General features: G+C 63.9%; 25 protein-coding genes. 9 read left to right on the forward strand and 16 right to left on the reverse strand.

The annotated features are described in order from the left end of the window. Positions 1-380: 380 nt before the first annotated feature. From E3T47_RS00585 to E3T47_RS00620, 8 genes are all read left to right on the forward strand, one after another. On the forward strand, positions 381-773 hold the full coding sequence (locus tag E3T47_RS00585) for an ArsR/SmtB family transcription factor (RefSeq protein WP_134553728.1): 393 nt from the start codon (positions 381-383) through the stop codon (positions 771-773). Next, the gene (locus tag E3T47_RS00590; RefSeq protein WP_134553729.1) at positions 766-2,004 is read left to right on the forward strand and encodes an MFS transporter; all 1,239 of its coding nucleotides are present in this window, start codon (positions 766-768) and stop codon (positions 2,002-2,004) included. The genes E3T47_RS00585 and E3T47_RS00590 overlap by 8 nt, the downstream gene beginning before the upstream one ends. A 159-nt stretch (positions 2,005-2,163) precedes the next feature. After that, the gene (locus tag E3T47_RS00595) at positions 2,164-2,625 is read left to right on the forward strand and encodes a hypothetical protein (protein ID WP_134553730.1); all 462 of its coding nucleotides are present in this window, start codon (positions 2,164-2,166) and stop codon (positions 2,623-2,625) included. Between the two features lie 95 nt (positions 2,626-2,720). After that, positions 2,721-3,314 carry a DUF305 domain-containing protein gene (locus E3T47_RS00600; RefSeq protein ID WP_134553731.1) on the forward strand — a complete coding sequence of 198 codons (594 nt, stop codon included), beginning with the start codon at positions 2,721-2,723 and terminating at the stop codon, positions 3,312-3,314. A gap of 139 nt (positions 3,315-3,453) precedes the next feature. After that, the gene (locus E3T47_RS00605; protein ID WP_134553732.1) at positions 3,454-4,305 is read left to right on the forward strand and encodes a M23 family metallopeptidase; all 852 of its coding nucleotides are present in this window, start codon (positions 3,454-3,456) and stop codon (positions 4,303-4,305) included. Beyond that, a complete protein-coding gene (locus tag E3T47_RS00610) occupies positions 4,298-5,263 on the forward strand; it encodes a F510_1955 family glycosylhydrolase (RefSeq protein ID WP_166805570.1) in 966 nt (321 codons plus the stop codon). The genes E3T47_RS00605 and E3T47_RS00610 overlap by 8 nt, the downstream gene beginning before the upstream one ends. A 118-nt stretch (positions 5,264-5,381) precedes the next feature. Beyond that, the gene (locus E3T47_RS00615; RefSeq protein ID WP_134553734.1) at positions 5,382-5,636 is read left to right on the forward strand and encodes an SHOCT domain-containing protein; all 255 of its coding nucleotides are present in this window, start codon (positions 5,382-5,384) and stop codon (positions 5,634-5,636) included. Beyond that, the gene (locus E3T47_RS00620; protein WP_134553757.1) at positions 5,636-7,096 is read left to right on the forward strand and encodes a multicopper oxidase family protein; all 1,461 of its coding nucleotides are present in this window, start codon (positions 5,636-5,638) and stop codon (positions 7,094-7,096) included. Before E3T47_RS00615 ends, E3T47_RS00620 begins: the two co-directional genes overlap by 1 nt. A 150-nt stretch (positions 7,097-7,246) precedes the next feature. On the opposite strand, the gene E3T47_RS00625 is transcribed toward E3T47_RS00620, so the two are convergent. The 4 genes from E3T47_RS00625 to E3T47_RS00640 all read right to left on the reverse strand — a co-directional run bounded on the left by E3T47_RS00625 (position 7,247) and on the right by E3T47_RS00640 (position 10,597). Next, entirely contained in the window at positions 7,247-7,900 is a 654-nt protein-coding gene (locus tag E3T47_RS00625) for a DedA family protein (protein WP_166805571.1), read from the reverse strand. Positions 7,901-7,972: 72 nt separating this feature from the next. After that, positions 7,973-8,776, reverse strand: a complete 804-nt coding sequence (locus E3T47_RS00630; RefSeq protein ID WP_198416561.1) for a COG4705 family protein — start codon at positions 8,774-8,776, stop codon at positions 7,973-7,975. Positions 8,777-8,918: 142 nt separating this feature from the next. Next, positions 8,919-9,926 carry a sensor histidine kinase gene (locus E3T47_RS00635; RefSeq protein WP_134553737.1) on the reverse strand — a complete coding sequence of 336 codons (1,008 nt, stop codon included), beginning with the start codon at positions 9,924-9,926 and terminating at the stop codon, positions 8,919-8,921. Then, positions 9,923-10,597 carry a response regulator transcription factor gene (locus tag E3T47_RS00640; protein WP_134553738.1) on the reverse strand — a complete coding sequence of 225 codons (675 nt, stop codon included), beginning with the start codon at positions 10,595-10,597 and terminating at the stop codon, positions 9,923-9,925. The genes E3T47_RS00635 and E3T47_RS00640 overlap by 4 nt, the downstream gene beginning before the upstream one ends. A gap of 139 nt (positions 10,598-10,736) precedes the next feature. Here E3T47_RS00640 and E3T47_RS00645 point away from each other — a divergent pair, with 139 nt between their 5' ends. Next, positions 10,737-11,843 carry an SDR family oxidoreductase gene (locus E3T47_RS00645; protein ID WP_134553739.1) on the forward strand — a complete coding sequence of 369 codons (1,107 nt, stop codon included), beginning with the start codon at positions 10,737-10,739 and terminating at the stop codon, positions 11,841-11,843. Positions 11,844-12,483: 640 nt separating this feature from the next. Here E3T47_RS00645 and E3T47_RS00650 read toward each other — a convergent pair. The 12 genes from E3T47_RS00650 to E3T47_RS00710 all read right to left on the reverse strand — a co-directional run bounded on the left by E3T47_RS00650 (position 12,484) and on the right by E3T47_RS00710 (position 25,741). Continuing rightward, entirely contained in the window at positions 12,484-13,761 is a 1,278-nt protein-coding gene (locus tag E3T47_RS00650) for a hypothetical protein (protein WP_134553740.1), read from the reverse strand. 284 nt (positions 13,762-14,045) lie between these two features. Continuing rightward, positions 14,046-15,506, reverse strand: coding sequence for a right-handed parallel beta-helix repeat-containing protein (locus tag E3T47_RS15735; protein ID WP_166805572.1), 1,461 nt, complete (start codon positions 15,504-15,506; stop codon positions 14,046-14,048). 207 nt (positions 15,507-15,713) lie between these two features. Then, positions 15,714-17,225, reverse strand: a complete 1,512-nt coding sequence (gene der / locus E3T47_RS00665) for a ribosome biogenesis GTPase Der (RefSeq protein ID WP_092339537.1) — start codon at positions 17,223-17,225, stop codon at positions 15,714-15,716. Beyond that, positions 17,218-17,910, reverse strand: coding sequence for a (d)CMP kinase (gene cmk, locus E3T47_RS00670; protein ID WP_134553743.1), 693 nt, complete (start codon positions 17,908-17,910; stop codon positions 17,218-17,220). Before cmk ends, der begins: the two co-directional genes overlap by 8 nt. Before the next feature lie 4 nt (positions 17,911-17,914). Further along, a complete protein-coding gene (locus tag E3T47_RS00675; protein ID WP_134553744.1) occupies positions 17,915-18,997 on the reverse strand; it encodes a prephenate dehydrogenase in 1,083 nt (360 codons plus the stop codon). A gap of 55 nt (positions 18,998-19,052) precedes the next feature. Beyond that, positions 19,053-19,796 carry a pseudouridine synthase gene (locus E3T47_RS00680; RefSeq protein WP_241981827.1) on the reverse strand — a complete coding sequence of 248 codons (744 nt, stop codon included), beginning with the start codon at positions 19,794-19,796 and terminating at the stop codon, positions 19,053-19,055. Between the two features lie 77 nt (positions 19,797-19,873). Beyond that, complete coding sequence (scpB, locus tag E3T47_RS00685; protein WP_134553746.1) at positions 19,874-20,545, reverse strand: SMC-Scp complex subunit ScpB; 672 nt, start codon at positions 20,543-20,545, stop codon at positions 19,874-19,876. Between the two features lie 40 nt (positions 20,546-20,585). Further along, a complete protein-coding gene (locus E3T47_RS00690; protein WP_134553747.1) occupies positions 20,586-21,410 on the reverse strand; it encodes a segregation and condensation protein A in 825 nt (274 codons plus the stop codon). After that, the gene (locus E3T47_RS00695) at positions 21,394-22,311 is read right to left on the reverse strand and encodes a ParA family protein (RefSeq protein WP_134553748.1); all 918 of its coding nucleotides are present in this window, start codon (positions 22,309-22,311) and stop codon (positions 21,394-21,396) included. Before E3T47_RS00695 ends, E3T47_RS00690 begins: the two co-directional genes overlap by 17 nt. Positions 22,312-22,471: 160 nt before the next feature. Next, positions 22,472-23,404, reverse strand: coding sequence for a site-specific tyrosine recombinase XerD (gene xerD / locus E3T47_RS00700; protein ID WP_134553749.1), 933 nt, complete (start codon positions 23,402-23,404; stop codon positions 22,472-22,474). 2 nt (positions 23,405-23,406) lie between these two features. After that, positions 23,407-24,051 (reverse strand): NUDIX domain-containing protein, encoded by a 645-nt coding sequence (locus E3T47_RS00705; protein WP_134553750.1) that lies wholly within the window; start codon positions 24,049-24,051, stop codon positions 23,407-23,409. After that, a complete protein-coding gene (locus tag E3T47_RS00710) occupies positions 24,044-25,741 on the reverse strand; it encodes a CTP synthase (RefSeq protein WP_134553751.1) in 1,698 nt (565 codons plus the stop codon). Before E3T47_RS00710 ends, E3T47_RS00705 begins: the two co-directional genes overlap by 8 nt. Positions 25,742-25,751: the final 10 nt, after the last annotated feature.

Consider the following 25,751-nt stretch of genomic DNA (forward strand, 5'->3'; position numbering starts at 1 on the left):
ACGCCGCATCATCGACAATTTTCGGTCATCCCGCGCGTTGACATCCGCGCACAGTGCGTCGATCACTGGCGGTTCATGAAGCCGTGCAAGACGGCGCTACTGGTAGCCCGTGGCCGGCGGCGGGAAACCCGCATGGACCGCCACGGGCGCGACCAGAGCGCCACCCTGCGAGCCGGCGCAGCCCGCGAAAATATAAGCAGCATGGATGACCGTAAGCATGGGGGCCTTCTGACTGTTCTCATACCGAAAAATAGTGACGCAGCGACAGATCCGACGACCGACGCCGCGGCCGCGCGCTGTGCGACCCACGAACGGTCCGCCAATCTCACTCCAACTAACGCACGCACAACACCGGCCAACACTTGTGCAATAATCTGCGTATGAATGCAGATAAAAAGATGTGCACGCTTGATGCGGATGGGGAGTACGTCGAGTTGGCAGTAGAGGTCTTCACGATGCTCGCCGATGCCACACGCATTCGCATCATTCTGGCACTCCGCGACACGGAGTTGTCGGTGAACCAGCTTGCCGAGACGGTCGATAAGTCTCAAGCAGCCGTCTCCCAGCACCTTGCGAAGCTGCGGCTCGGGCGCATCGTGGCCACCCGTCGCGAGGGCACTCGGGTGTTCTACCGTTTGGCCAATGAGCATGCCCGCCAGCTCGTCGCGGATGCGATTTTTCAGGCGGAGCATGCCGTCGAGGGCACACCGGCGCATCACCGGCATCCCCTCGAGCGTTCTGCTGACGCTCACGATGAGGGCGCTCATGCTTGAGGTCCTGCGCAACCGAACGTATCGCCGATTGTTCAGCGCGCAGATCGTGGCGCTGGTCGGCACCGGACTGCTCACCGTGGCGTTGGGCCTGCTCGCGTTCGACCTCGCCGGCGGCGACGCCGGTATCGTGCTCGGCATCGCACTGACCATCAAAATGCTTGCCTATGTCGGCATCGCCCCCGTGATCGCTGCACTGACGGCGCACGTACCGCGCAAGAACCTGCTGGTGTCAGCGGATGTGCTGCGCGCGATCGTCGCGTTTTCCCTGCCGTTCGTCACCGAGGCCTGGCAGATCTACGTGCTCATCTTCGTACTGCAAGCCGCCTCGGCCACGTTCACCCCGGCATTTCAGGCCCTCATCCCGGTGATACTTCCAGAGGAAAATGAATACACCCGAGCGCTGTCGCTGTCGCGACTGGCTTACGACCTCGAATCGCTCCTGAGCCCCATCCTGGCTGCCGCCCTGTTGACCGTGATCAGCTATCACTCCCTGTTCGTGGGAACCGTCATCGGCTTCGTTGGCTCCGCTCTGCTCGTTCTCACAGCCACCCTGCCGGCACACCACGTCTCCCCTCCGACACCCTTCTGGGAGCGCCTCACCCGTGGCGCACGAGTCTTCTGGCGCACCCCGGAATTGCGCTCCCTGCTTGCCATGAACATGGTCGTCGCAACGTCGACCAGCATGGTCATCGTCAACACCGTCGTACTCGTGCAAAGCCACTTCGGCGGCGCTCAGTCCGACTTCGCCGTCGCCCTGGCGTGTTACGGATTCGGGTCCATGCTCGTTGCGCTCGCGCTGCCGCGGGTACTCGAGCGCTTTGCCGACCGCAACATCATGCTGCTTGGCTGTGCGGTACTGCCCATCGGGCTTCTCGCCCTCGCCGGTATTGTTTTCGCGCCAGCAACGCCCCTGGCCTGGTCTGGTCTCCTCGTGATCTGGTTCGTGCTCGGCGCCGCTACCGCGCTCATCCTGACGCCGTCGGCACGACTGTTGCGCCGCTCTTCCGACGAGACTAATCGTCCGGCCGTCTTTGCCGCGCAGTTTTCGCTCTCTCATGCCTGCTTCATCGTGACCTACCCACTGGCCGGGATACTCGGAGCCCTGCTCGGGTTAGCGCCAACTGCAGCGGTGCTCGCCGGCATCGGTACAATCGCCGGCATCATTGCGCTTCGGGCGTGGACGACTCATCCAATATCGTCGGCACCCGTGGAGTCACCGATCGCCGCCTGAAGGAAAGGATGCTCGTGGCCGTGCTCCCCGCAGAACGGGTTGTCACGATCCGCGGTTTGACCGCCCCAATACTGGCATTCAGCATTTAGCGCTCGCCGTGAGGTAATCTGACTGCGAAGACACTGGCAGTTATGGGCTGTGGGCAGAGAAGTAGGTGAAATGAACCTGAAGCGCGCGATACGACGCCTGGTTGCGCCCGCCTCTGTGTCGCCTTTCATCTCCTTGCTCGCACTGGCCGCACTGCTCTTTGCAGTGTTTGCCATTCATTCCGAGGCCACCGGGCATGCCATGCACACGCCGGTCCCTGCTTCATCAAGTGCTACTGCTTTATCGACTGTGCCTGAGCAGCAATCTTCGGTGATGGGTATGGCTGCTGTCATGGCTGCTCCCGTCGTCGCCGCGATCTCGTCCGGGAGCCTGGACGGCATGCTCGATTGCACTCTGCTGGCGATGACGTGCGTTTCGCTACTCACTCTCGTCGTGATGGTGTTCCTGACTCGGCTTCCGGCCACGTATCGGCGCCCACTCGATGCTGTCGGCATCATCCTGGGCTCATGGCGCACCCGCGCCCTGCCGGTTCAGCGACCCAGCCTCACCCTTCTCTCCATCTGTCGCGTTTAGACCGTGATGCAGTTCCGAGCCACCACGTGGCCTCGGCAGCTCTGCCGTGCCCGCGGCCGCTCGGTTTCTACCACTTGACGACGAATGGACAAACAATGCTCAAAACACGAACTTTTATCTATGCTGCTGTGACTTTGGCGGCCGCTCTCACGCTCAGCTCCTGCGCTGGCGGCAGTCCCGCCACCGACGCAGCCAGCCCCTCCGCCAGCCAAACCACGGCGGCGTTCAATTCAGCGGACGTGACCTTTGCGCAGATGATGATCCCCCATCACGAGCAGGCCGTGCAAATGAGCGATGACCTCCTCGCTAAGGACGGTATCGATCAAAGCGTGATCGACGTCGCAACTGAGATCAAGGCTGCCCAAGAACCGGAGATTACGCAGCTGAGAGACTGGTTGACGGCGTGGGGCGAAGATGACAACAGCATGTCGGGCATGGGCGGCATGGGCGGCGGCTCTGACGGGATGATGTCCGACGACGACATGATGGCCCTGCAGAACTCCTCGGGAGCAGAGGCCAGCACCTTATTCCTGGAACAGATGACAGTGCACCATAAGGGCGCTATCGCGATGGCGCAGCTCGAAATTGATGATGGTGAGAATGCGGATGCCCAGGCGATGGCCGCCAACATCGTCAAGACGCAGACGGCCGAAATTTCCGTCATGGCCGAGCTCCTCACCTCGCTCTAGAGCGACACATTCGGGCGGGCCCCGCTTCGGAAAGCCCGCCCCTGGAGCCCACCTTTCGTTTTATGAATTACTTGCAAGGACATGAGTATGTACTGCCGTAAAATCCCCCATCTGATGCGCGTCGCGGGGGCGGTGCGCCGTGGATAACACCGGCCACGTCGCTACGGCGCCCCACATCTCCGGCTCCATTTCACCAATGTCGCGACGCGATCTGCGCGCAATGGAGAGCATGCTTCGCATGGGTCGATCCGGCCCAGCAGAAGCTACACCACCCGCGAAGGCTGCACCTCGGCCGATCTCGCTGCGCCAGCGTGCTGCGGCCGGCAGCGCCATGGCGATGATCGCACTCTTTGCGATCAGCACGTCCCTGCCTGCGCTTGCGGTCAAATCAGACGCACCACAAGCCGCTGCTGCGAGCGCCGCGCAAACAAACGATCTGCAAAGCGTCAGCGCCGCCGGGACAGCATCCGTTCTCATTGAACGCGACGGGTACACCATCACGGAAGCACCTGAACCGGCCTCGTACACCGAAGTCGCCAGCAACGGGGAATGGGCCAGCTTGAGTCCGGGCCAACTCAGCGATCAAGGCTGGGCTTTACCGGTTCTGGGCCGGATATCCAGCCCCTTCGGTTCTCGCCCGAACAAACCTGTTGATGGTGTCGGCGACTTTCACAACGGAACCGACATAGCCGCACCCTGCGGCCAACCCGTCTTCGCGGCGACCGGAGGCAAAGTTGTCACCTCGGGCCAGGAGGGCTCCTATGGCAATTGGATTCTCATCGACCACGGCAATGGCATCGAAACGGGATATGCCCACAACAGTCAGCTCCTCGTCGACTCCGGCCAGCTGGTTGTGTCCGGAGAAATTATCGCCATAGTGGGATCAACCGGTGCCTCCAGCGGCTGCCACGTGCATTTTGAAACACGTGTCGACGGTGAACGCATCGATGCGGAAACATTCATGAAAAACCGGGGGGTCTCTCTTGGCTAGATTCATCCGGTCACGGGGCCGGCTTACTACACTGTCCGTCGCGTTCGTTGGCCTCGTAGTTCTCGCGGGTTGCACCAGCAACAATCCCGATTCGGCTGCGGTATCGACCAGCACCACCTCGATGGCGAACGCCTTCGAGCACGTACACGGCCTCGGCGCCGACCCCCTCACGGGTGACACCTACGCGGCTACCCACCAGGGGGTGTGGCTCATTCCCACCGGAGTGCTGCCTGACACCTATCTGACCGGAGCGCCACGAGCGAACACAACCCAACCGCTACAGATCGCCGGCCGAGCGCAGGACACGATGGGCTTCACGGTGGCCGCGCCCGGTCAGTTGTTGGCGTCTGGTCACCCCGATCCGGCCGCATCCAGCGATCTGGCGCTGCCCAATCTGGGACTTATCTCCAGCACAAACGGTGCGTCTTCCTGGACGGCGCTGTCGCTAGCGGGAAAGACCGATTTTCACGATCTGGATGCCGTCCCCCTCGACGACGGCACCCTACGCGTCTACGGGTACGACGCGGGCGCTGGGACCATTTCCGTCAGTGACGACTCAGGAGTCACCTGGACAGCGGGAGCGAAACTCGCACTGCGCGACCTGAGCGCGGATCCGTCCCAGGCCGATCGGCTCTACGCAACGACCGCTGCAGGCGTCATGGTGAGCGCCGATGCGGGTCGCACCTTCAGCGCATTGGCTGGCGCACCCGCGCTGCTCCTGCTGGACACCATCGACGCAAACGTGGGCGGAGGAATCGTTGGTCTGGATCCCAGCGGCGGAGTCTGGCGCCAGGACGCCGAGACGTGGACGCAAACCGGAACGACCGAACGCGCCCCCGAAGCGTTCACCGTCGTCGGCGGATCCTCACCCTGGCTCCTCGTAGCGGACGCATCCGGAATCGCCGCTAGCAATGACTACGGGAACACCTGGACCGCACTGGTATCGCTGTCTTTTTAGCATCCGCATCACCGAACGACACCAGCCATCCGCTCTGAATATGAGCGGTTGCTATCCAGTAACAACAGATACCCCTAGAGGTATAATGAGACATCATCAATACGGAAGGAAACGCATCATGATGTGGGGCAATGGAGCTTTGGGGTGGTCCTGGGGATTCGGACTGCTGGCGATGGTCGGCATCGCAATCCTCGTGTACGTCATCATTCGCTTATCGACCAGAAACGCCGAGCGTGGCCCCTCGTCACCCTCCCCCTCAGCGCCATCAGATCTCACCAGCGCACGGAAGATCCTCGACGAGCGATTTGCCCGCGGAGAACTAACGGCAGAGCAGTACCGCGAACAGATACGGGTGCTCGGCGAAAGCCGATGATGATTGACATCAGCCGCCGAAACGCTCTCATCCTTGGCGGTGTAGGAATTGGCGGGGTGGCCATCGGCGGGACCGGATTCGTCGTGAACCAAAAATTGAGGAGGCCGGAGGCCTCGAAAGCTGCGTCCGGGGTCGCTCTCGTGCAGCCCCCAGAATTGCGCAGCTCCGACGGCGTGCTGACGGTGGCCTTGGAGTCATCGTCTCAGCAGGTCAACATTGCCGGCCGGGACGTGCGTGCATTCAGTTACAACGGGGGCGTCCCCGGCCCCACACTGCGCGTTCGAGCGGGCGATATCCTGAATGTCAGCCTGCGTAACGGCCTGACCGATCCAAGCAACCTGCACGTGCACGGCCTCCACGTCTCGCCCGAGAACAATAGCGACAACATGTTCGTCACCGTCGCGGCCGGCGACTCTTTCGATTATCAGTACGACCTCCCCGCCAATCACCCGCCGGGCGTGTACTGGTATCACCCGCACCACCACGGTTTCGCGGCCGATCAAGTATTCGGCGGGCTTTACGGCGCCATCATCGTTGAAGACCCGGACCCCATCCCGACCAGCCGGGAACGCGTCCTCGTCATCTCCGACATCACCGTCGATTCATCTGGCACCATCGTAACTACCACGGCGATGGAGAAGATGTCGGGTCGCGAGGGCGAGCTCATTCTGGTCAACGGACAACTCTCCCCCGCACTGAGCGCTGGCGCAGGCGAGCGTGAACGCTGGCGGGTCATCAACGCGTGCACTTCCCGCTTCCTGCGGCTTCGACTCGACGGGCAACAACTCACCCTTCTCGGCATCGACTCGGGCCGGTTCGAATCCGCGCGCGACGTTGACGAGGTGGTCCTGGCCCCGGGCAATCGCGCAGACTTACTCGTGACCGCGCGTGCCGGCACATCCTCCCTTCGCGCTCTCCGCTATGACCGCGGTGCATCCGGCGGAATGATGGGCGGCGGCACGACCAGTTCCGCCGATGTCGCGCTGGCGACGTTCGCAGTCGCTGGCGCCGGCGCCGGCGGATTCACCGCGGTACCCGACCAGCTCGCACCACGGGACCTACGTTCCGCTACCGTCACCGCTCGACGCGAATTGGTGTTCGCCATGGGAATGCGTGGCGGTATGAGCAGCGGCATGATGTCCGCCACGATTAACGACCAAGCATTTGATGCCACCCGCATTGACACCACCGTGCAATTCGAGAGCGTCGAAGAGTGGACGCTCACCAATACCAGCACCCTCGACCACCCTCTGCACCTGCACGTCTGGCCGATGCAGATTATTGAACAGGATGGCCGGCCAGTCGAGTCAGCGATCTGGCAGGACGTTGTCAACATACCGGCGCGCAGCACGGTGCGCGTTCGGATCGCGTTCGACGATTTCAGCGGACGAACCGTCTACCACTGCCATATCCTCGACCATGAAGACGCCGGAATGATGGGCATCATTCAAGCGCTGTGAACACGTCATCAGGGTCTGATTGGCAACACACGAACTCGTATCACCTCAAATTCGGACACCGCTTTTTTTCGGAGGGCTGCTTCCCGCCTGACCGCATTCGGTCTTTGGCATGCCTCACGACGGTCTGCGTGGCAGAGTACCCACTGATGGTCACACCCGAAAATTCTGGCGGTGAGAAACAACGACCCTGATCACGACGGGCACCACGGAGAGCACGACGATGCCGATCAGTACGAGGTCGATGTAGCGCGCGGCGAAGTCGGCGACGCCCGAAATGTGAGCCAGCCCAAACCCCAGCAGCACCACCCCGGTCGTCCACAGCACCGCGCCGGCAATGTTGAACATCGTGAACAGGCGCCGCGGCATTTTGCCCACGCCGGCCGCGACGGGAGCAAAGGTGCGAACGACGGGCACGAAGCGGGCGATCGTGACGGCCGCCGGTCCGAAACGATCAAAAAAACCCTGCGTTCGTGTCACGCTTTTGCGGCTGAACAGGCCGGAATCGCGGCGGTCGAAAATGCGGCGGCCCGTCGTACGCCCGATGATGTAACCGAGCTGGTCGCCCAGCGCGGCCGAGACCGCAATGGTCGGGATGACAACCCAGAGCGGCTGGACAATCACCCCGCTGAAAGTGAGAACGCCGGTGAAGAACAGCAGGGTATCACCGGGCAGGAAGAAGCCGACGAGCAGGCCCGTCTCCACGAACACGATCGCGCACACGACGACGAGGCCCCAGACGCCGGCGCTGGCGATCACCGACTGCGGATCCAGAAAACCGGAGGCGGACATTGCGGTGACGGTCATAGTGTTCATGCTGCAAGGGCCTTCGTGGAGTTTTCTGAATACGGGCCGGGCATCCGCTGCCGAACGCAGAAATTAGATCGTGGCCGTCAGACGTGCACCTGCGCTGCGTGCGCGGCGAGTGAGCACGATCACCAGGATGAGAATCACGGCCAGGAAGAGCACACTGGTTCCCGTGGTTCCGAGCCCCAGCCCGCCGTCGGCAAGGGGCTGGGAGAGCAGATCGCCGGTGGAAGCGCCCAATGGGCGGGTCAGGATGTAGGCAATCCAGAATGCGAGCACAGCGTTGAGATGGAAGACGAAGTACGCCACGGCGACCAGCGCGATGGCGGCAGCGAAGACGAGCAGGGCCACGAGGAAGCCCAGGTTCAGTCCCTCGGCGACGAGGTCGCCCGCCGCGGTGCCGAGGGCGAATGTGAACAACACGGCCAGCCAGTAGAACGTCTCTCTCCGGGTCGTGAAGATCGAGTGGATGGAGAGGGTCTTCTCCGAAATTGCCCAAACGGTGAAGGTTGCAGCCAGTGCGATGGCGAAGACGACCGTCGTGACCCACAGGGGCACGCCGAGGCTGTCGGTGAGGTTGTCGGTTATCAGGGTACCCACAACGCTGATGAGCACAACGGCCAGCCAATAAACGGCCGGGGTGTATTTGTGCAATCTAAACTGCACGATCAGTGCGGCGACCAGCAGGACCGCCATAATGACCGAAGTGATGGACAGGCCCAGGCCGAGGTCGACGTTGAGGAAGTCGGCGGCGGTCTCCCCCACGGTGGTCGCGAGTACCTTGATCACCCAGAAGATGAGGGTCACCTCGGGTACCTTGGTCAGAATATGCCGGACGGGCGAAACGGTCGCAGGGAACGTTAGGGTCGTGGACAAGTTATCCTCCTGGGATGGGGTCGGTAGCACTAGCGAACACGGCGCCGTCTAAGACTTCTCACAGAAGCCAGTATCGCCGCAGGAGATCGCCGAATTTGCGGTCTTTCGTTTGACGAACGACTTTGCTCGGTCACGGCGTAAATCAGGCCAGCTTCGCCCGCGGAACGGTGAGGCAGATTGCTGTGCCCGCGGCAGTGCTATCGACGACGTGCACGGCTCCGCCGTAGCGCACCGCAATTTCGCGCACCAGGGACAGGCCAATTCCAAACCCGGTACGGGACTCATGGCCGTCGGCATCTGGCGGGACGGAATGGGCGAACCGATCGAAGATGCGGGCGGGGTCGATGCCGTGAATGCCGGGGCCGCGATCACGCACGGTGACCGCCACCGTCTTCTTGGTCACGGCCACGCCCACCGCGATGATCGAGCCGCGTGGGGCGAAGCGCACAGCGTTATCCAGGAGCGCGACGACGCATCGGGTGATGCTGGAGTCGGGCACCCTCACCGACGCGAGCTGCGGGGCATCCAGTTCGATGCTGATGTGTTTGTCGACGGCGATGAGTGCCATCGACTGCACGGCGGCGTCAACAGCAGCGACCAGATTGACGACGGCGGTGTCGTGCACGGCCGCGCCGCCGACTTCGGCCGATTCGAGCAGGTCGTTGACGATGTTGATGAGGTCTTTCGCATCGCTGCGGAGCTCCGCGACGACCGAGGAGGACGGGTCTCCAACGGGGAGGGTGCGTTGAAGAAGCTGCAGGCGGGCATCGAGCACCGCAAGGGGGGTGCGGAGTTCGTGGCTCGCGTCGGCGATAAACGCCCGTTGGATATGCAGCACGTCGCCGAGGGGTTGCACTGCCCGGCGGGTGACCAGCCAGCTCAATACCCCGGCCAGAACGATCAGCGCCACGCCCAACACCGCGGCAGCGCGCAGCAGCTTCATGGCGCTGACCTGCAGGTTCTCGGTGTCAGGCACGGGTTCAAACAACTCACCGGGCGATATCTCGGACAGGATGTAGACGAACACGGCCACAATGACCACCGCCACGACCGCAGCGCACGCGAACGCGACTCGGGTGCCGACGATGCGTGAGGCCCGACGGATGGCGAGGGTGTCGCTGTCAATGACGGGAATTTTTCTGCGGTTCATGGTTGTCCCAGGCGGTAGCCCTCACCGCGCACGGTGAGGACGATGTCGGTGTCGGTCTTGCGCCGCAGGTAGTGCACGTAGGTATCCACCGTTCCGGCGGTGTCCGCGGCGCTGAATACGGTTCGCAGGATCTGCTGGCGGGAGAACGTTCGTTGCGGGGCATCCGCTAGCAGTTTTAGCAGTTCGTTCTCCTTGACCGTCAGCAGGATACGCCCGTCATATGGGGAATAGATCGTGCGACTGTCCGGGTAGTACTCCCACCCACCGACCACTATCGTTCGACCCTCCCCGGTGAACACTCGACGGATGGCTCGCAGCCGGGCGAAGAGCTCCTCGAATTCGAAGGGCTTGACCAGGTAATCGTTGGCGCCGATGTCGAGCCCGGCCACTTTGTCCCCGGTGGTTCCCAGGGCCGTCAGAAGCAGGATGGGGGTGGTGATCAATTTGCGGCGGAGGGCTTCAACCACTCCCAGCCCGTCTAGCCCGGGCAGGCGCCGGTCAATGACCATCACCTCGAACTCGCCAGCGAGGCCGACGGCGAGACCGACCGCACCGTCGGCGACCAGGATGACATCGTAGGTTTCCGTGAGCACGTCCCGGATCATCGGGCCGAGCTTGGCATCGTCCTCGATCAGCAGCAGCCGGGCACGAGCTTTACTGTCAGGGGGCATCCTGGGTTCCTCCGTAGGCGGGTCCAGCAAGCAGGCCGGATCGACGTTCGCTCCAGTGTGACAGTGAAAGTCGCCAGGCCACATTCATCAGCGCCGCGGCCCCAGGAATACCTCGTATCCACTGACGTTGCACCCCGTAATGAATAACTCACCAGAGCTCCAGCCTCGCACCCGCACCGCTCTCGTAGTCGGCGCCTCCGGAATCACCGGATCCGCCGTCGTCGATCAACTGTCTGCCGGGGGCTGGCAGGTCCTCGCCCTCGCTCGCCGGACGGGCCGCGCGATGCCCGGGGTGCGCTGGATCCAGGCAGACCTGCGCTCCGCCGCCGACCTCGCCCGTGTACTCGCCGACGAGTTGCCTGAGCAGGTATTCTTCACGGCGTGGTCCCGTCAGGCCACCGAGGCACTCAACATCGAGGTGAACGCCGGCATGGTGCGCGATCTCCTCGCCGCGCTCAGCCACGCGCCGGTGCACCACGTGGCCCTCGTCACCGGCCTGAAGCACTACCTTGGCCCGTTCGAGGCCTACGGGCAAGGCAACATGCCCGACACCCCCTTCAGTGAAGATGAACCACGACTCGACGTGGCGAACTTCTACTACGCACAGGAAGATGAGCTGTTCGCAGCATCCGCTCGACAATCATTCACCTGGTCGGTACACCGCTCGCACACCGTGATCGGCCACGCAGTCGGCAACCTCATGAACATGGGACTCACCCTGGCCGCGCAGGCCTCCCTGTGCAAGCATCTCGGCATTCCATTCGTGTTCCCCGGCAGTGAGACCCAGTGGAACGGCGTCACCGACATGACCGACGCGACAGTCCTCGCCGAGCAGATGGTGTGGGCCGCAACCACGGATGCCGGCGCCAACGAAGCATTCAACGTCGTCAACGGCGACGTCTTTCGCTGGCGGGCGATGTGGCCGAGAATCGCCGCGTACTTCGATGTCGAGCCGCAAGGCTTCATCGACGAGCCACGTCCCCTCGAGGTTCAGATGGCCGGCCTGGAACCGGTCTGGGCCGAACTCTCCACTGCGTACGGACTCGTCGAGCCCGACCTCGGGCGCATCGCGTCATGGTGGCACACCGACGCCGACCTCGGCCGCAATATTGAGGTCTTCACCGACATCACCAAGAGCCGCCTCGCCGGGTTCACTCCGCACCACCGCACGATCGATTCCTTCACCACCCTCTTCGACCGGTATCGCGCTGAGAAGCTCATACCTGACTCAGTACCTGATGAGTAGACCACGCACTTCGGCGCCGGAGACCGCGGCGGCGCGCGCACCGATCTAGCCCAAGCCGGCGCGACCGATCACTCCGACCTTCATGCCGGCCCTTGGCCCCGCCCATGGCCATGGTGGCGTCGTAGGCGGGGGGCGGGCATCCGTTGCCATCGAACCGAGTTCGAAGAAGACCTCGCCTGGGAGTTTGACCAGAGCGCCGCCTGGGACGCCGCGTCAAATGAGCTCTTCCGTGAGGAACAGCGCGAGCAGATCGCCAAGGATTTGAGCCCGGGAGTGATCGCCTACGATAGCGGCGAGCCGGTGGGGTGGTGAGCGGTGCAACCCCGCACGCGGTATCCACGTCTTCTGCAGGGCACAATTGTGACGGTGGGGTGGGCGGAAGCCGCGGAGGACGCATCCGTTACGGCGGTCACCTGCTGCGTGGTGCGGGTCGGGTACCGGCGGCGCGGTAGTGGCGAGGCGCTCTTGCGCGGGCGGTGGAGCCGGCACGGACCTTGGGGTGGCGCGTACTCGAGGGTTACCCGGTGGCTGTAGCTGCGAAGTTTCACGTCTCGTCAGCGGTACACAGAAGGCGGGCCCACGTGCTGTGTGCACGTGGGCCCGCCGGGTTCCTGCGAGGGAACTTTGTGGATAGAGCTGGTTAGCCCTTCTTGATGACGACCGTGGAGTTGTCGGGGGTGTAGTAGTTGCGCTGGAAGTCAATGATGGTCGTGGTCTTGGCGATCACGGCACAGTTGGCAACCTTGGTGTCCCGGCCGAACTTGTTGTCCTTAATGACCGTGCCTTTGAGGGGGCCGTAGGCCTTTTCGGCGATGTTGACGGTGCAGGCGCCGTTGTTGGCGTAGTTGTTGGTGTATACGAAGTTGGATACCACACCGCGGTCCTGGGTGATCTGCACGGCGGCGCTGTGCGAGTCGGTCAGGCGGTTACCGGTGACCTTGACGTTGTTCCCGCTCTGTACCTGGATGGAGTCGTCGTGGCTGGGCGATCCGCCCTGGTTCGGGTCGTTGAGGTAGTGCATGTGGTCGTGGATCCAGCTGTTCTGAATGAGCACGTTACTGCCCGTGACGTGGATTCCGTCGATCACGTTGTTGATGTCGAGGCGGGTCGCGGTGAAGTTGTAGCCGTAGATGCCGTTGGCGTGGGGTGAGGCAACCGTCGGGGACAGTTCGGTGTCGGTCACGACGAGGTTGCTGAAGCCGCCGAGGTTGTTAATGAGGGCGCCGGGGCCGTTCATGGTGCGACCGCGAATGATCGAGTTCTTGATGGTGACGTTCGCCGCCTGGATTTTGACCAGTCCGCGAATGTCGAGTCCGTTGAGCACGGTGCCTGGCGTCGTGACGTTGATGTCGCCGTTGACGACCTTGAGCACGGTGCCGGACGGAACGCCGGTGTTGGTCGTCGTCGGCGTACCGCTGGTGGGCGGGGCTGGTGTGGGTGCCAGGGCTGGTGCAGGCGTGGGGGCCGGTGTGGGGGCGGGCACGGTCTTGGCGGTGTAGCCGACGATGGTCATATCGACTTTGACGTTGGCGGTGGCGCTGGCGACGGTGATGGTGCCGTCGGATTTGCTGGTGACCGGCACGGTGTAGGTGCGTTTGGGCCCGTCACCGGTGGGTGCGGTGAAGTAGTAACGCTGAGTGTTTTCCGGGCCGATGAGAACCTTGATGTCGGTACGGGCGGCGGCGGTGGTATCGAACATGACGTCGACCGAGGCGGCGTCGGCGGGAATGGTGCCGAGGTCGCGGGTGACCTTGTTGCCGGCGGGAACCGCAACCGACGTCGTGTTCTCGGCGGCCTGGGCGGGAATGGCGGCGAGGCCGCTGAAGGAGACGGCGAGAGCGCCGGCCGCAGCGACAAGTGCCAGGCGGCGAGACGGGCGAACGGCGGAGCGCGAAGCGACAGCAGTAGTGGAAGACATGTTTCACATTTCGTCTAGTGCACGGAATCGGGAGGTGCGGATGGAGGCTGTAGGGGCCGAGGTGACCTAGATGAGCATTGCCCACAATGGGCATTCCCACAAGTCAACACATGGCTTTCTCAGCTTCACCCCCCGTTCGCGGGTAGACAGATAGCGCGCGACGAGCGCAAAAAAACGGCCGGACCTGCGTTAACAGGTCCGACCGCATCCGCTCAACGGATTTTGTGTTTCATGACAATGGAGCAGGTTTAGAACCAGCCATGCTCCGCGGTCACGGCCAAGAACTACCCTTTCTTGATTGCGACGAGGGTGTCATCGGGAACGAAGTAGTTGTGCGCGAAGTCAATCTTGGTCGTTGTCGGAGCTATCACGGCACAGTTCGCCAGACGCGAATCACGACCGAAGCTGTTGTCGGTGATCGTCGCTCCCCTAATCGGACCATAGGATTTTTCGGCAATGTTCACGGTGCAGGCTCCCCCGTCGGCGAAGTTGTCACTGAAGGTGAAGTTGGATACCGCTCCCCTGTCCTGCGTGATCTGCACTGCAGCGCTGTGCGAATCGGTGAGCCGACTGCCGGTCACAGACACGTTGTTGCCAGCCTGGACTTGAATGCCATCATCGTGGCTGGGTGATCCGCCCTGATTCGGGTCAGTGCGGTAATGCATGTGATCGTGGATCCAGGAATCTCGCACGCTCACATTGCTGCCCGTGATGTGAATGCCGTCGATGACGTTATTGATGTTCAAACGGGTCGCGGTGAAGTTGTATCCGTAGATGCCATTGGCATCGGGCGAAGCGGTGCTCGGGGACAGCTCAGTGTCGGTCACAACGAGGTTGCTGTATCCACCGAGGTTGTCGATGAGGGCCCCCGGTCCGTTCATGGCACGACCACGAATGATGGAGTTCTCGATGGTGACGTTGGGCGCACTGATCTTGACCAGACCACGAACATCGAGGCCGCTGAGCACGGTCCCTGCCTTCGTGACGTTGATGTCACCCTCGTGCACGGTCAGGGCGGTTCCGGTCGGAACACCCGTGTTGGAGGCGCCCGGCGAGCCAGTTGTTTCCGGAGCGGGCGCAGGAGCTGGCGCGGGCTCAGGAGCTGGCTCAGGAGCGGGAGCTGGAGCTGGCTCAGGAGCGGGAGCTGGCTCAGGAGCGGGAGCTGGCTCAGGAGCCGGAACCGGCGTGGGTGTCGGACTCGGCGTCGGACTAGGACTCGGCGCCGGGCTGGTTGCGGCGCGGTCAAAACCATCCACGGCAAGGTTTAACGTGACGTCGGCGGTACCGCTGGCCACAGTGACCGTGCCGTCCATCTCTGGCGTCACGGGAACCGATATGGTCTTGGTCGAGCTGGTGCCGGCCGGCGCGGTGAACGAGTACGTATTCGCGTCTTTCGGACCGACAGCAATCTTCACCTCGGTCCGGGACGAGACCTCGGAGGTAAAGAACTTCACGTCGACGGATTTCAAGCCGGCGGGCACCGAGCCCAAATCGGTGGTCACGCTTCTGTCGGCTGGGATCACAATTGAGGCACTGATCGTGTCAAGGTCGCTAGTACCAGCATGGGCCGGGATTGCTGCGAGGCCTGAGATGGCAATGCCGGAAACCGCCAGTGCTGAGAGAATGGCCAGTCGCGGGGCCGTGTGCGGGGTGGTGCTGCCGCCGACAGCCTGAGTTGTGACGATCGGGCCGGCGACAGATGAATTCTTATTTATCGATGGTGTGCGGGTGTTTCTCAATGCCATTAGTTACGTATATTCTGAGTCGCGCACAAGTTCGGGAACGTGCAGGTGAGCGGCCGTAGGGAGCCACAGTGTACCGATGAGTATTCCCCACTTAGGGTGGGCACGCAAATCGACTGTACTCGTCTTCGCAGCCACGACAGACACTCGGCACCCCAAAAAAGCGGCCGGACCTGCGTTAACAGGACCGGCCGCTTCGAGTCTGCGAATTTAGCGTTTGCGCTTCTCGCGCACGCGCATACTCAGGTTTATTGGGCTGCCCTCGAAGCCATAGATCTCGCGCAGACGGCGCTGGATGTAGCGACGGTAGCCCGGGTCGAGGAACCCGGTGGTGAACACCACAAACGTCGGCGGGCGGCTCGAAGCCTGAGTGCCGAACAGGATGCGCGGCTGCTTGCCGCTGCGCACGGGGTGCGGGTGGGCGGCAGCGAGCTCGGCCAGGAAGGCGTTGAACTTGCCGGTGGCGATGCGGGTGTCCCAGGACTCGAGCGCGAGCTCGAGGGCCGGAACCAGCTTCTCCATGTGACGACCTGTTTTGGCCGAGATGTTCACGCGCGGGGCCCAGGCGACGTGGGCCAGGTCCTGCTCGATCTCACGCTCGAGGTAGCGGCGACGGTCGTCGTCGATCTGGTCCCATTTGTTGAAGGCGAGCACGAGTGCACGGCCCGATTCGATGACAAGGTCGATGACGCGGATATCCTGCTCGCTGATGACCTCGGTCACGTCGAGCAGCACAACGGCTACTTCGGCCTTTTCCAGGGCCGCGCTGGTGCGCAGCGAGGCGTAGAAGTCGGCGCCCTGAGAGAGGTGCACTCTCCGGCGGATGCCGGCGGTGTCGACGAAACGCCACACCTTGCCGCCGAGTTCAACCTGCTCGTCGACCGGGTCGCGGGTCGTGCCGGCGAGCTCGTTGACGACAACGCGCTCCTCCCCGACGACCTTGTTGAGCAGGCTCGACTTGCCGACGTTCGGGCGGCCGAGGATGGCCACACGGCGCGGGCCCCCGACCTCCTGCTTGGCAACGTTGGAGATTTCGGGTAGCACGAGCAGAATCGCGTCGAGCAGGTCGGCGACGCCACGACCGTGCAGGGCGGAGACCGGCCACGGCTGGCCGAGGCCGAGCGACCAGAGGCTGGCCGCTTCGGGTTCCTGGCGCACGTCGTCGACCTTGTTGGCGATGAGGAAAACGGGCTTGCCACTCTTGCGCAGCATGCGCACGACGGCTTCGTCCGTCGAGGTCGGGCCCACGTTGGAGTCGACGACGAACATGACGAGGTCGGACAGGTCGATGGCGATTTCGGCCTGGGCGGCGACGGAGGCGTCAATGCCCTTGGCGTCGGGCTCCCAACCGCCGGTATCGACGAGGCTGAACTTGCGCTCGTGCCATTCGCCCTTGTACGCGACGCGGTCCCGCGTGACACCGGGGGTGTCCTCGACGACGGCCTCACGGCGGCCGAGGATGCGGTTAACCAGCGCCGACTTGCCCACGTTCGGGCGGCCGACGATGGCGATCACCGGAACGGCCGGCAGGTACTGGATCGCGTCGGGGTCGTCGGTGACGGCCTGCAGCACGTCGAGGTCTTCCTCGTCGAGGTCGTAGTTGTCGAGGTCCGTGCGCAGCGCCGCGGAACGCCGGGTGGCGAGTTCCTCGTCGAGGTTGGCGAGTCGTTCCGCCAGCTCAGTATCGAGCGCTGTGCTCGTGTCGTCGTATTCGTTACTCATTCAAAGCCTGCTTCATGCGTGTGTGGTAGACGTCGATGACCGCTTCAATGGTCTGCTCGAAGTCGAGATGGGTGGAGTCGACGGTTATCACACCGTCTGCAGCGCTCATGAAGTCGACAACCTGTGAGTCAGCGCGATCGCGTGATCGCAGCTGTTCCGCCACGGTTTCAGCCGATTGGGTCGTTATTTCCGCAGAGCGTCTAGTCATTCTAGCCTCTTCGGATGCAGTCAGTAGAATGCGCACTTCGGCCTTGGGGGCAACAATGGTCGTGATGTCGCGTCCTTCGACCACGACACCGGGCCGATCCACGTTCTCGGCGATGCTCCGAAACAACTCGGTGAGCGCACCACGCACCGCGGGAACGCGGGCGACGGCACTGACCGCGGCGCTGACTTCCGGCGAGCGGATGGCGTCGGTCACGTCGACCTGGCCCACCGTGACAAAGTACTCGTCGGGGTCGGTACCGATCGAATAGTCGAAGTCTTTCAGGAGCGCGGTGACGGCATCCGCTTGGCTGCTGTCGGTCTTGCGGTCAAGTGCGAGCCAGGCCAGCGCTCGGTAGGCGGCGCCGGTGTCGAGATAGGCGAAGCCGAGGCGGCGGGCGGCGGCACGGCTCACGCTCGACTTGCCGCTGCCGGCCGGTCCATCGATGGCGACGAGGGTGGGGAGGGAGTGATGTGCCATGCGGTTAACCAGCAATCCGCCAGCCGCGGGCGGCCAGCTCTTCGGTGAGCCGGGTGACGGCCTCGGGCAGGACTGAGATTTCGGCCAGGCCGATCTGGGCACCCGGCGAATGTTCCAAGCGTAGGTCTTCGAGGTTAACGCCGAGTGCGCCAATGTCATTGAGCAGGTGCGCGATCTGGCCGGGCTGGTCGTTGACCATCACGACCATCGAGGAGAACCGGCGGTCCTGACCGTGTTTGCCGGGCAGGCGAGCCACACCGGCGTTGCCGCCGGCGAGTTCTTCGGCGACTTTGCGCTGCGCGCCGGGGGCGGCCGGGTCTTCGAGGGCCTCGATGAACCGGTCGAGGTCGTCGCGGTAGGCCATCAGTACGTCACGCACCGGTCCGGCGTTGGCGCCGAGAATCTGCACCCACAGGTCGGGGTCGCTCGCCGCGACGCGGGTCATGTCGCGCAGGCCCTGGCCGGCGAGGTTGAGCGAGGAGTGTGCTGCCCCGGTGAGGCGGCGGGCCATCAGGGTGGAGATGACCTGCGGCACGTGCGAGACCAGAGCAACGCCGAGGTCGTGCTCCTCCGGGGTCATCTCGACCAGAATGGCGCCGAGGTCCAGAATGAGGTCGTCAATGGCGCCGGCCTGCTGGTAGCTGATCGCATCGTGCGCGGCCACGACCCAGGGACGGCCGATGAACAGGTCGGCGCGGCCGGAGAGCGGACCGCCTTTCTCCCGACCGGCGAGCGGATGCGACCCGATGTAGCGACTGATATCCGCTCCGCGTGCGCGCAACTCGGCGAGCGGGGCCAGCTTGACGCTCGCGACATCCGTCACGATTGCGCCCGGATAGGCCTCGAGCTCACGAGCGACGATCTCGGCGGTGACATCCGGCGGCACGCAGACCACGATGAGCTGCGGCAGGTCGCCCTCTTCTGCGGCGCGGCCGGCGCCGTAGTCGATGGCGATGCGCAGGTTGGTCGGTGAGGCGTCGGCGAGGATCGTGTCGATTTGGCGGTTGCGCAGGCCGAGGCCCACGCTGGTTCCGAGCAGGCCGACGCCGACGATGCGCACCGGGCCGACGAGGCGGCTTTCAGCCATGGTTCAGTCCTTGTTTCAGTATGTGATTGGTCTCGCTGGTCGCGGTTGCGGGTCGTTACTCGGTGTCGGGCCGGGCCGTGGGCGCCTGGCGGGACACGGTCAGCAGCTGGCCGAGTTCGTCGCGGGTGAGTTCGCGCACGGCGCCCTGCTGTAGGGTACCGAGGTTGAGCGGTCCGAACTGGCGGCGCACGAGGTCGACCACGGGATGACCGACGGCGTCCAGCATCCGTCGTACGATGCGGTTGCGCCCGGAGTGCAGGGTGAGTTCGACCATGCTGTAGCCGCCGCCCGGAGGGGTTGTGAGGATACGTGCCCTGTCGGCGTGGATGGGACCGTCGTCGAGTTCGATTCCGCTCTGCAGCTGGCCGATGGTTTGCGGCGAGACGCGACCCTCCACCTTGGCGATGTAGGTCTTCGAGACGCCGAAGGATGGGTGGGCGAGAACATGGGCGAGGTCACCGTCGTTGGTGAGGATGAGCAGTCCGCTGGTCTGGGCGTCGAGGCGGCCCACGTTGAACAGGCGTTCGTCGAACTGGTCCGTGAATTCGCGCAGATCGGGACGTCCGCTTTCGTCCTGCATCGATGAGACGACGCCGACCGGCTTGTTGAGCATGAGGTAGCGGCGGGTGGTGTCGAGCTGCACGGCCACATTGTCAACGGCGACCTGGTCGGTTTCGGGGTGCACGCGGCGGCCGAGCTCGGTGACGACCTTGCCGTTCACCCGCACGCGACCGGAGGTGATGAGGTCTTCGCTGACGCGGCGGCTGGCGACGCCGGCCGAGGCGAGCACCTTCTGCAAGCGTACGCCGTCGGCCGCGGCCTCCGGGTTGAAGTTGGGGTCGCGGGGGGCGCTGTCGTTGGTCGTATTGTCGTGGGTCAAAGCAGATCCTCGAATCCGTCGGTTCCGCCGTCGAGCAACGGCGATAAATGGGGTAACTCGTCGAGCGAGTTGATTCCGAGCTGGGTGAGCAGCAAGTCTGTGGTGGCGTAGTTGATCGCGCCGGTTTCACTGTCGGTGAAGGCCTCGGTGACCAGGCCGCGACCGAGCAGGGTGCGCACGACGGAGTCGACGTTGACCGCGCGGATGCTCGCGACCTGGCCGCGGCTGATCGGCTGCTTGTAGGCGATCACGGCGAGGGTTTCGAGGGCTGCCTGACTGAGCCGGCTGGGGTTCTGAGTCTGCACGAAGTCGGTGACGAGCTCGTCGTGGGTGGCGCGCACGTAGATGCGCCAGCCGCCGGCGACCTCGCGCAGTTCGAAGCCGCGGCGCACCGTTTTCGTGCCGTCGGAGCCGCTTTCACCGTCGAAATCAGCCACCAGCCGGGCCACGGATGCCGCCACCGCGTCGATCGAATGCCCCACGGCGGTAGCCAGATGCACGAGTCCCTGTGGTTCGTCGGCGACCATGAAGACGGCTTCGAGCTGGCGGTCGAGGGCGTGCGCGGCGTTTCCTGCCTGTGAAGTTGTGTCGCTGACTGGCTGCGAGTCGGATGCCGCGGCATTCGTTTTCGAGGTGCGTGATCGGCTGTCTGTGGTCTGATCTGCCATAGGTCTGAAATCTGTTGTCATGCGGTCAGTTGTCATGCGGTCAGTTGTCATAGTCGGCTCCAAGCGTGGCAAGGTTTTCGTCGGACCACGCCTGCCCGTTCAGGGACTGGGTATTCCAGCGCAGGGTGAGCTCGCCGAGGGGCTCGATTTGATCGAAGGAGAGGGCGCCGTGGCGGTATAGCTCGAGTACCGCGAGAAAACGGGCGATGATGACGCCCTTCTGGTCGGTGCCGGCGATGAGCGCACGGAACGATACAAGCTCGCCCGGCTGCAGCATGGCTGCGATGTAGGCGGCCTGCTCCCGAATACTGACGAGCGGCGCGTGCAGGTGGTCGAGGCCCACAACGGGCAGCTCGCGCGGTGCGAGGGCCACGGCGGCCAGGGCAGCGAAGTCGGCGAGGGAGAGTGTCCAGACCAGCTCAGGGGTCGTCTGGCGGTACTTCTCTTCGAGGCGCACCGAGCGCACGTGGCGGCGGGTCTCGGTGTCGAGCTGGCCGGTGAACCAGGTCGCGGCTTCTTTGAACGCGCGGTACTGCAGCAGCCGGGCGAACAGCAGGTCGCGGGCTTCGAGCAGGGCCACATCTTCGGCGTCGACGAGTTCGCCCTGCGGCAGCAGTCCGGCCACCTTGAGGTCGAGCAGCGTCGCGGCGACGACGAGAAACTCGGTGGCCTGGTCGAGTTCTTCGCTCGCGTCGAGGCTGCGCAGATAGGAGATGAACTCGTCGGTGACCTGGCTCAGCGAGATCTCGGTGACGTCGAGTTCGTGCCGGGTGATCAGTTTCAACAGCAGGTCGAACGGGCCCTCGAAGTTGCCGAGGGCGACCGAAAACGCGGGCTTCTCGGCCGCGCTAGGCGACTGCGCCACGGTGGATCAGTTCGCGGGCCACCTGCAGGTAGGCCTTGGCGGCCGCGTGCTCCGGTGCGAAGTCGGTGATGGGCACCCCGGCCACGCTTGCGTCAGGGAATTTCACGGTGCGGCCGATGACGGTTTCGAGCACGCTGTGGCCGAATGCGTCGACGACCCGCTCGAGTACTTCGCGGGAGTGCAGGGTGCGGGAATCGTACATGGTGGCGAGGATGCCGTCGAGTTCGATCGCCGGGTTGAGGCGGTCACGCACCTTATCGATGGTTTCGATGAGCAGGGCGACGCCGCGCAGGGCGAAAAATTCGCACTCGAGCGGGATCAGCACACCGTGGCTCGCGGTGAGTGCGTTCACGGTGAGGATGCCGAGCGACGGCTGGCAGTCGATCAGGATGACGTCGTAGTCGCCGGAGACCTTGCGCAGCACGCGGGACAGAATCTGCTCGCGGGCCACCTCGTTGACCAGGTGCACTTCGGCGGCAGAGAGGTCGATGTTGGCAGGAATGACGTCGAGGCCCTCGACCGAGGTCTGCTGGATCGCGTCTTTCGGGTCAGCCTTGCCGTTGAGCAGCAGGTCGTAGATGGTGGTGACGTCGTGGGTGGGCACTCCGAGGCCGGCTGACAGGGCGCCCTGCGGGTCGAAGTCGACGGCGAGCACCCGGCGGCCGTAGCTGGCCAGGGCGGCACCGAGGTTGATGGTCGTCGTGGTCTTGCCGACACCGCCCTTCTGGTTACAGAGGGAGATGATCCGGGCCGGACCGTGGCTTTTCAACGGCACCGGTTCGGTGAACTCGTGTTTTTCGCGTCCCGTAGGACCCACCGGCGTCTCGTCGAAACCGGGTAGCGAAATCCGCTCGCTCAACTTACGCGTCACTGGCCCGTCCTTGATTTGTCCTGCACCCATTACCTAGTCGATTGTAGCGAGTGGAACGACCGGTCGCCGCAAGGATCGCCGAGCACCCGCCGCTCCTATCTGCCCCCGCCTGCTCCCCACCCCTCTCGAAAGCGGATAAATCGTTTCGTCAGCACCCGTGAAGCAACGATTCTTCCGCTCTCGCGGGCGGTCAGCGCGCTCGGGGATGGGACAGGGTGTACATGTCCCGCAGGGTGTCCGCGGTGACCAGGGTGTAGATCTGGGTGGTGGCGACCGAGGAATGGCCGAGCAGTTCCTGCACGACGCGCACGTCGGCGCCACCGGCGAGCAGGTGGGTCGCGAAGGAGTGTCGCAGGGTGTGCGGCGACACGGGCACGGTGAGTCCGGCGCGTTCGGCGGCCGCGCGAATGATCAGCCAGGCGTTCTGCCGGCTCACTCGCTGCCCGCGCAGGCCGAGGAAGAGAGCCGGCGTCGACCGACCACGGGCCGACAGCATCGGCCTGGCTCGCACGAGGTAGTCCGAGACTGCGGTGCGGGCGAAGCTGCCGACCGGCACGATGCGTTGTTTGTCGCCCTTGCCGGTGAGGCGCACCGAGTCGAATACCTCCATGAGCACATCGTCGACGTTGAGGTTGACTACCTCGCTCACCCGGGCGCCGGTCGCGTAGAGCAGTTCGAGCAGGGCCTTGTCGCGCAGGCGCTGCACATCGTCGCCGTCGGTCGCCGCGAGCAGCGCGGTGACCTGCTCGATCGAGATCGCCTTTGGCAGTCGCAGTGCAAGCTTGGGCGGTTTGGTGTCGTGCGCGGCATCCGCTTCGACGAGGCCCTCGTCGAGGAGGAAGCGGTGGAATCCACGCACCGTTGACAGGATTCGGGCGATGGATGCGGCGGTCAGCGGAGATTCCGCACGCAGGCCGAGATGCTGCACGAACGCCGAAATGTGCTGCCGGGTGACAGCCCGCAGATCACTGATCGGTCGCGGCGGTGACTGAGCGGAATCAGCCGCCAGCCACGCCGAATACAGGCCGAGGTCGCGGCGGTAGGCGGCGACGGTATTCGCGGCGAGGCCACGTTCGACAGCCACGTGCCGCAGATAGGAATCCACCGCCGTGGCGATCGACACGCTCAGGCCGTGATGTTACGCGACTGAAGGCTGAGCGGATGCCGCGGCCACGGCGAATCCGCCGGCGCGAGCGTGCTCCAGTCGCGTGAACGCGCCACCTGAGCGGCCAGAACCCCCACGATTAGAATCGGGTTCGCGATGCGCCTCGCCATGACGGCGTCGACACATTCGTCGAGCGGCACCCAGCGCAACTCGATATCGGCTTCTTCGTCGGTGCGCTCGAAAGCGGCAACCATTGAGACGCCTCGGGCGAGATAAACCCGGAGCGCTTCGTTGCTGCCACCGGGCGTGGTGTAGAACTCGGTGAGCAGCGCCCACTCGGCGGCGACGACATCCGCTTCCTCGGCCAGCTCGCGCTGGGCGCCGACGACGGCATTCTCACCGGTCACGTCGAGCAATCCGGCCGGCAGTTCCCAGCCGCGCAGACCGGTCGGGTGCCGGTACTGCTTGATCAATAGCACCCGATCGTGCTCGTCGAGGGCGAGAACGGCGACCGCACCAGGGTGGTCGATGTATTCGCGGGTGATGCTCGAACCGTTGTAGGCGAACGAATCGCGGCGCACGTTCCAGATAGCGCCGTCGTAGACGATGTCGCTGGCGGTCACCTCGACCGGCACTACGTCATCCTGCAGGAGATCTTCAGGCACTGAGTTCTTCCTTCACCTCGAACAACCGGCTCGCTTGCTGGCGGTCGAGCGCTGCTTTGATCAAGCCGCGAAACAGCGGATGCGCGTGGTTTGGCCGTGACCGCAGCTCCGGGTGAGCCTGCGTGCCGACGTAGAACGGGTGCTCATCACGTTTGAGCTCGACGTACTCGACCAGGTGACGGTCAGGGCTGGTTCCGGAGAACCACAGGCCGGCGAGGGCGATCTGGTCGCGGAAGGTGTTGTTGACCTCGTAGCGGTGACGGTGCCGTTCAGAGGCTACGTTTGCGCCGTACAGTTCGGCGACCAGGGAGCCTTCGGCGAGGGTGGCCGGGTAGAGGCCGAGGCGCATGGTGCCGCCGAGGTCGCCACCGGCAATGATCTCGACCTGCTCTTCCATGGTTGCGATGACCGGGAACTCGGTCTCCGGGTCGAATTCGCTCGAGGATGCGCCGAGCAGGTTGGCCTTGTTGCGGGCGTACTCGATGACCATACACTGCAGGCCGAGGCACAGGCCGAGCACGGGGATGCCGTTTTCACGGGCGAATTTGAGGGCGCCGAGCTTGCCCTCGATGCCGCGGATTCCGAAGCCTCCGGGCACGCAAATGCCGTCGAGTTCGCCGAGCAGGCGGGCCGCTCCATCGTCGGTTTCGCAGTCGTCGGAGCCGATCCAGACGATTTTGACCTTCGCCTGGTTGGCGAACCCGCCGGCTCGCAGCGCCTCGGTGACCGAGAGGTAGGCATCCGGCAGGTCGATGTACTTGCCGACCAGGCCGATGGTGACCTCGTGTTTGGGGTGGCGAACGGCCTCCAGCAGGTTCTCCCAGCCGGTCCAGTCGACGACGTCGGCCGTGAGGCCGAGGGCGTTGACGATGTACTTGTCGAGGCCTTGGCTGTGCAGCATGGTGGGGATCTCGTAGATTGACGAGACGTCGGGACAGTTGACCACTGCGTCTTCGTCGACATCGCACATGAGCGCGATCTTGCGCTTGTTCGACTCGGACACGGGGCGGTCGCTGCGCAGTACGAGGGCGTCGGGCTGGATTCCGATAGAGCGCAGGGTAGCCACGGAGTGCTGGGTGGGCTTGGTCTTCTGCTCGCCAGCCGCACCGAGGAACGGTACGAGCGAGACGTGCACGAAGAACACGTTGCCTCGGCCGAGTTCGTGGCGCACCTGGCGGGCTGCTTCGAGGAACGGTTGGGATTCAATGTCACCGACCGTGCCGCCCACCTCGGTGATGATCACGTCGGGGCGAACCTCATCGCTCGCCTGCAGGCGCATGCGGCGCTTGATCTCATCGGTGATGTGCGGGATGACCTGCACAGTGTCACCGAGGTACTCACCGCGGCGTTCCTTGGCGATCACCTGCGAGTAGACCTGGCCGGTCGTCACGTTCGCGGACTGGCCGAGGTTGATGTCGAGGAAACGTTCGTAGTGTCCGATGTCGAGGTCGGTCTCGGCGCCGTCGTCAGTCACGAAGACCTCGCCGTGCTGGAACGGGTTCATCGTTCCCGGGTCGACGTTGAGATAGGGGTCGAGCTTCTGCATGACGACCCGCAGGCCGCGCGCGGTGAGCAGGTTTCCGAGGCTGGCCGCCGTCAAGCCCTTACCGAGCGAGGAGACAACACCCCCGGTCACGAAGATGTGCTTGGTCGTGCCGTCTGATCGGTCCGTAATTATATTTTCCACCACGGGCTTCAAT

Origin of the sequence: Cryobacterium ruanii (assembly GCF_004404055.1) — a bacterium.
GTDB lineage: Bacteria > Actinomycetota > Actinomycetes > Actinomycetales > Microbacteriaceae > Cryobacterium > Cryobacterium ruanii.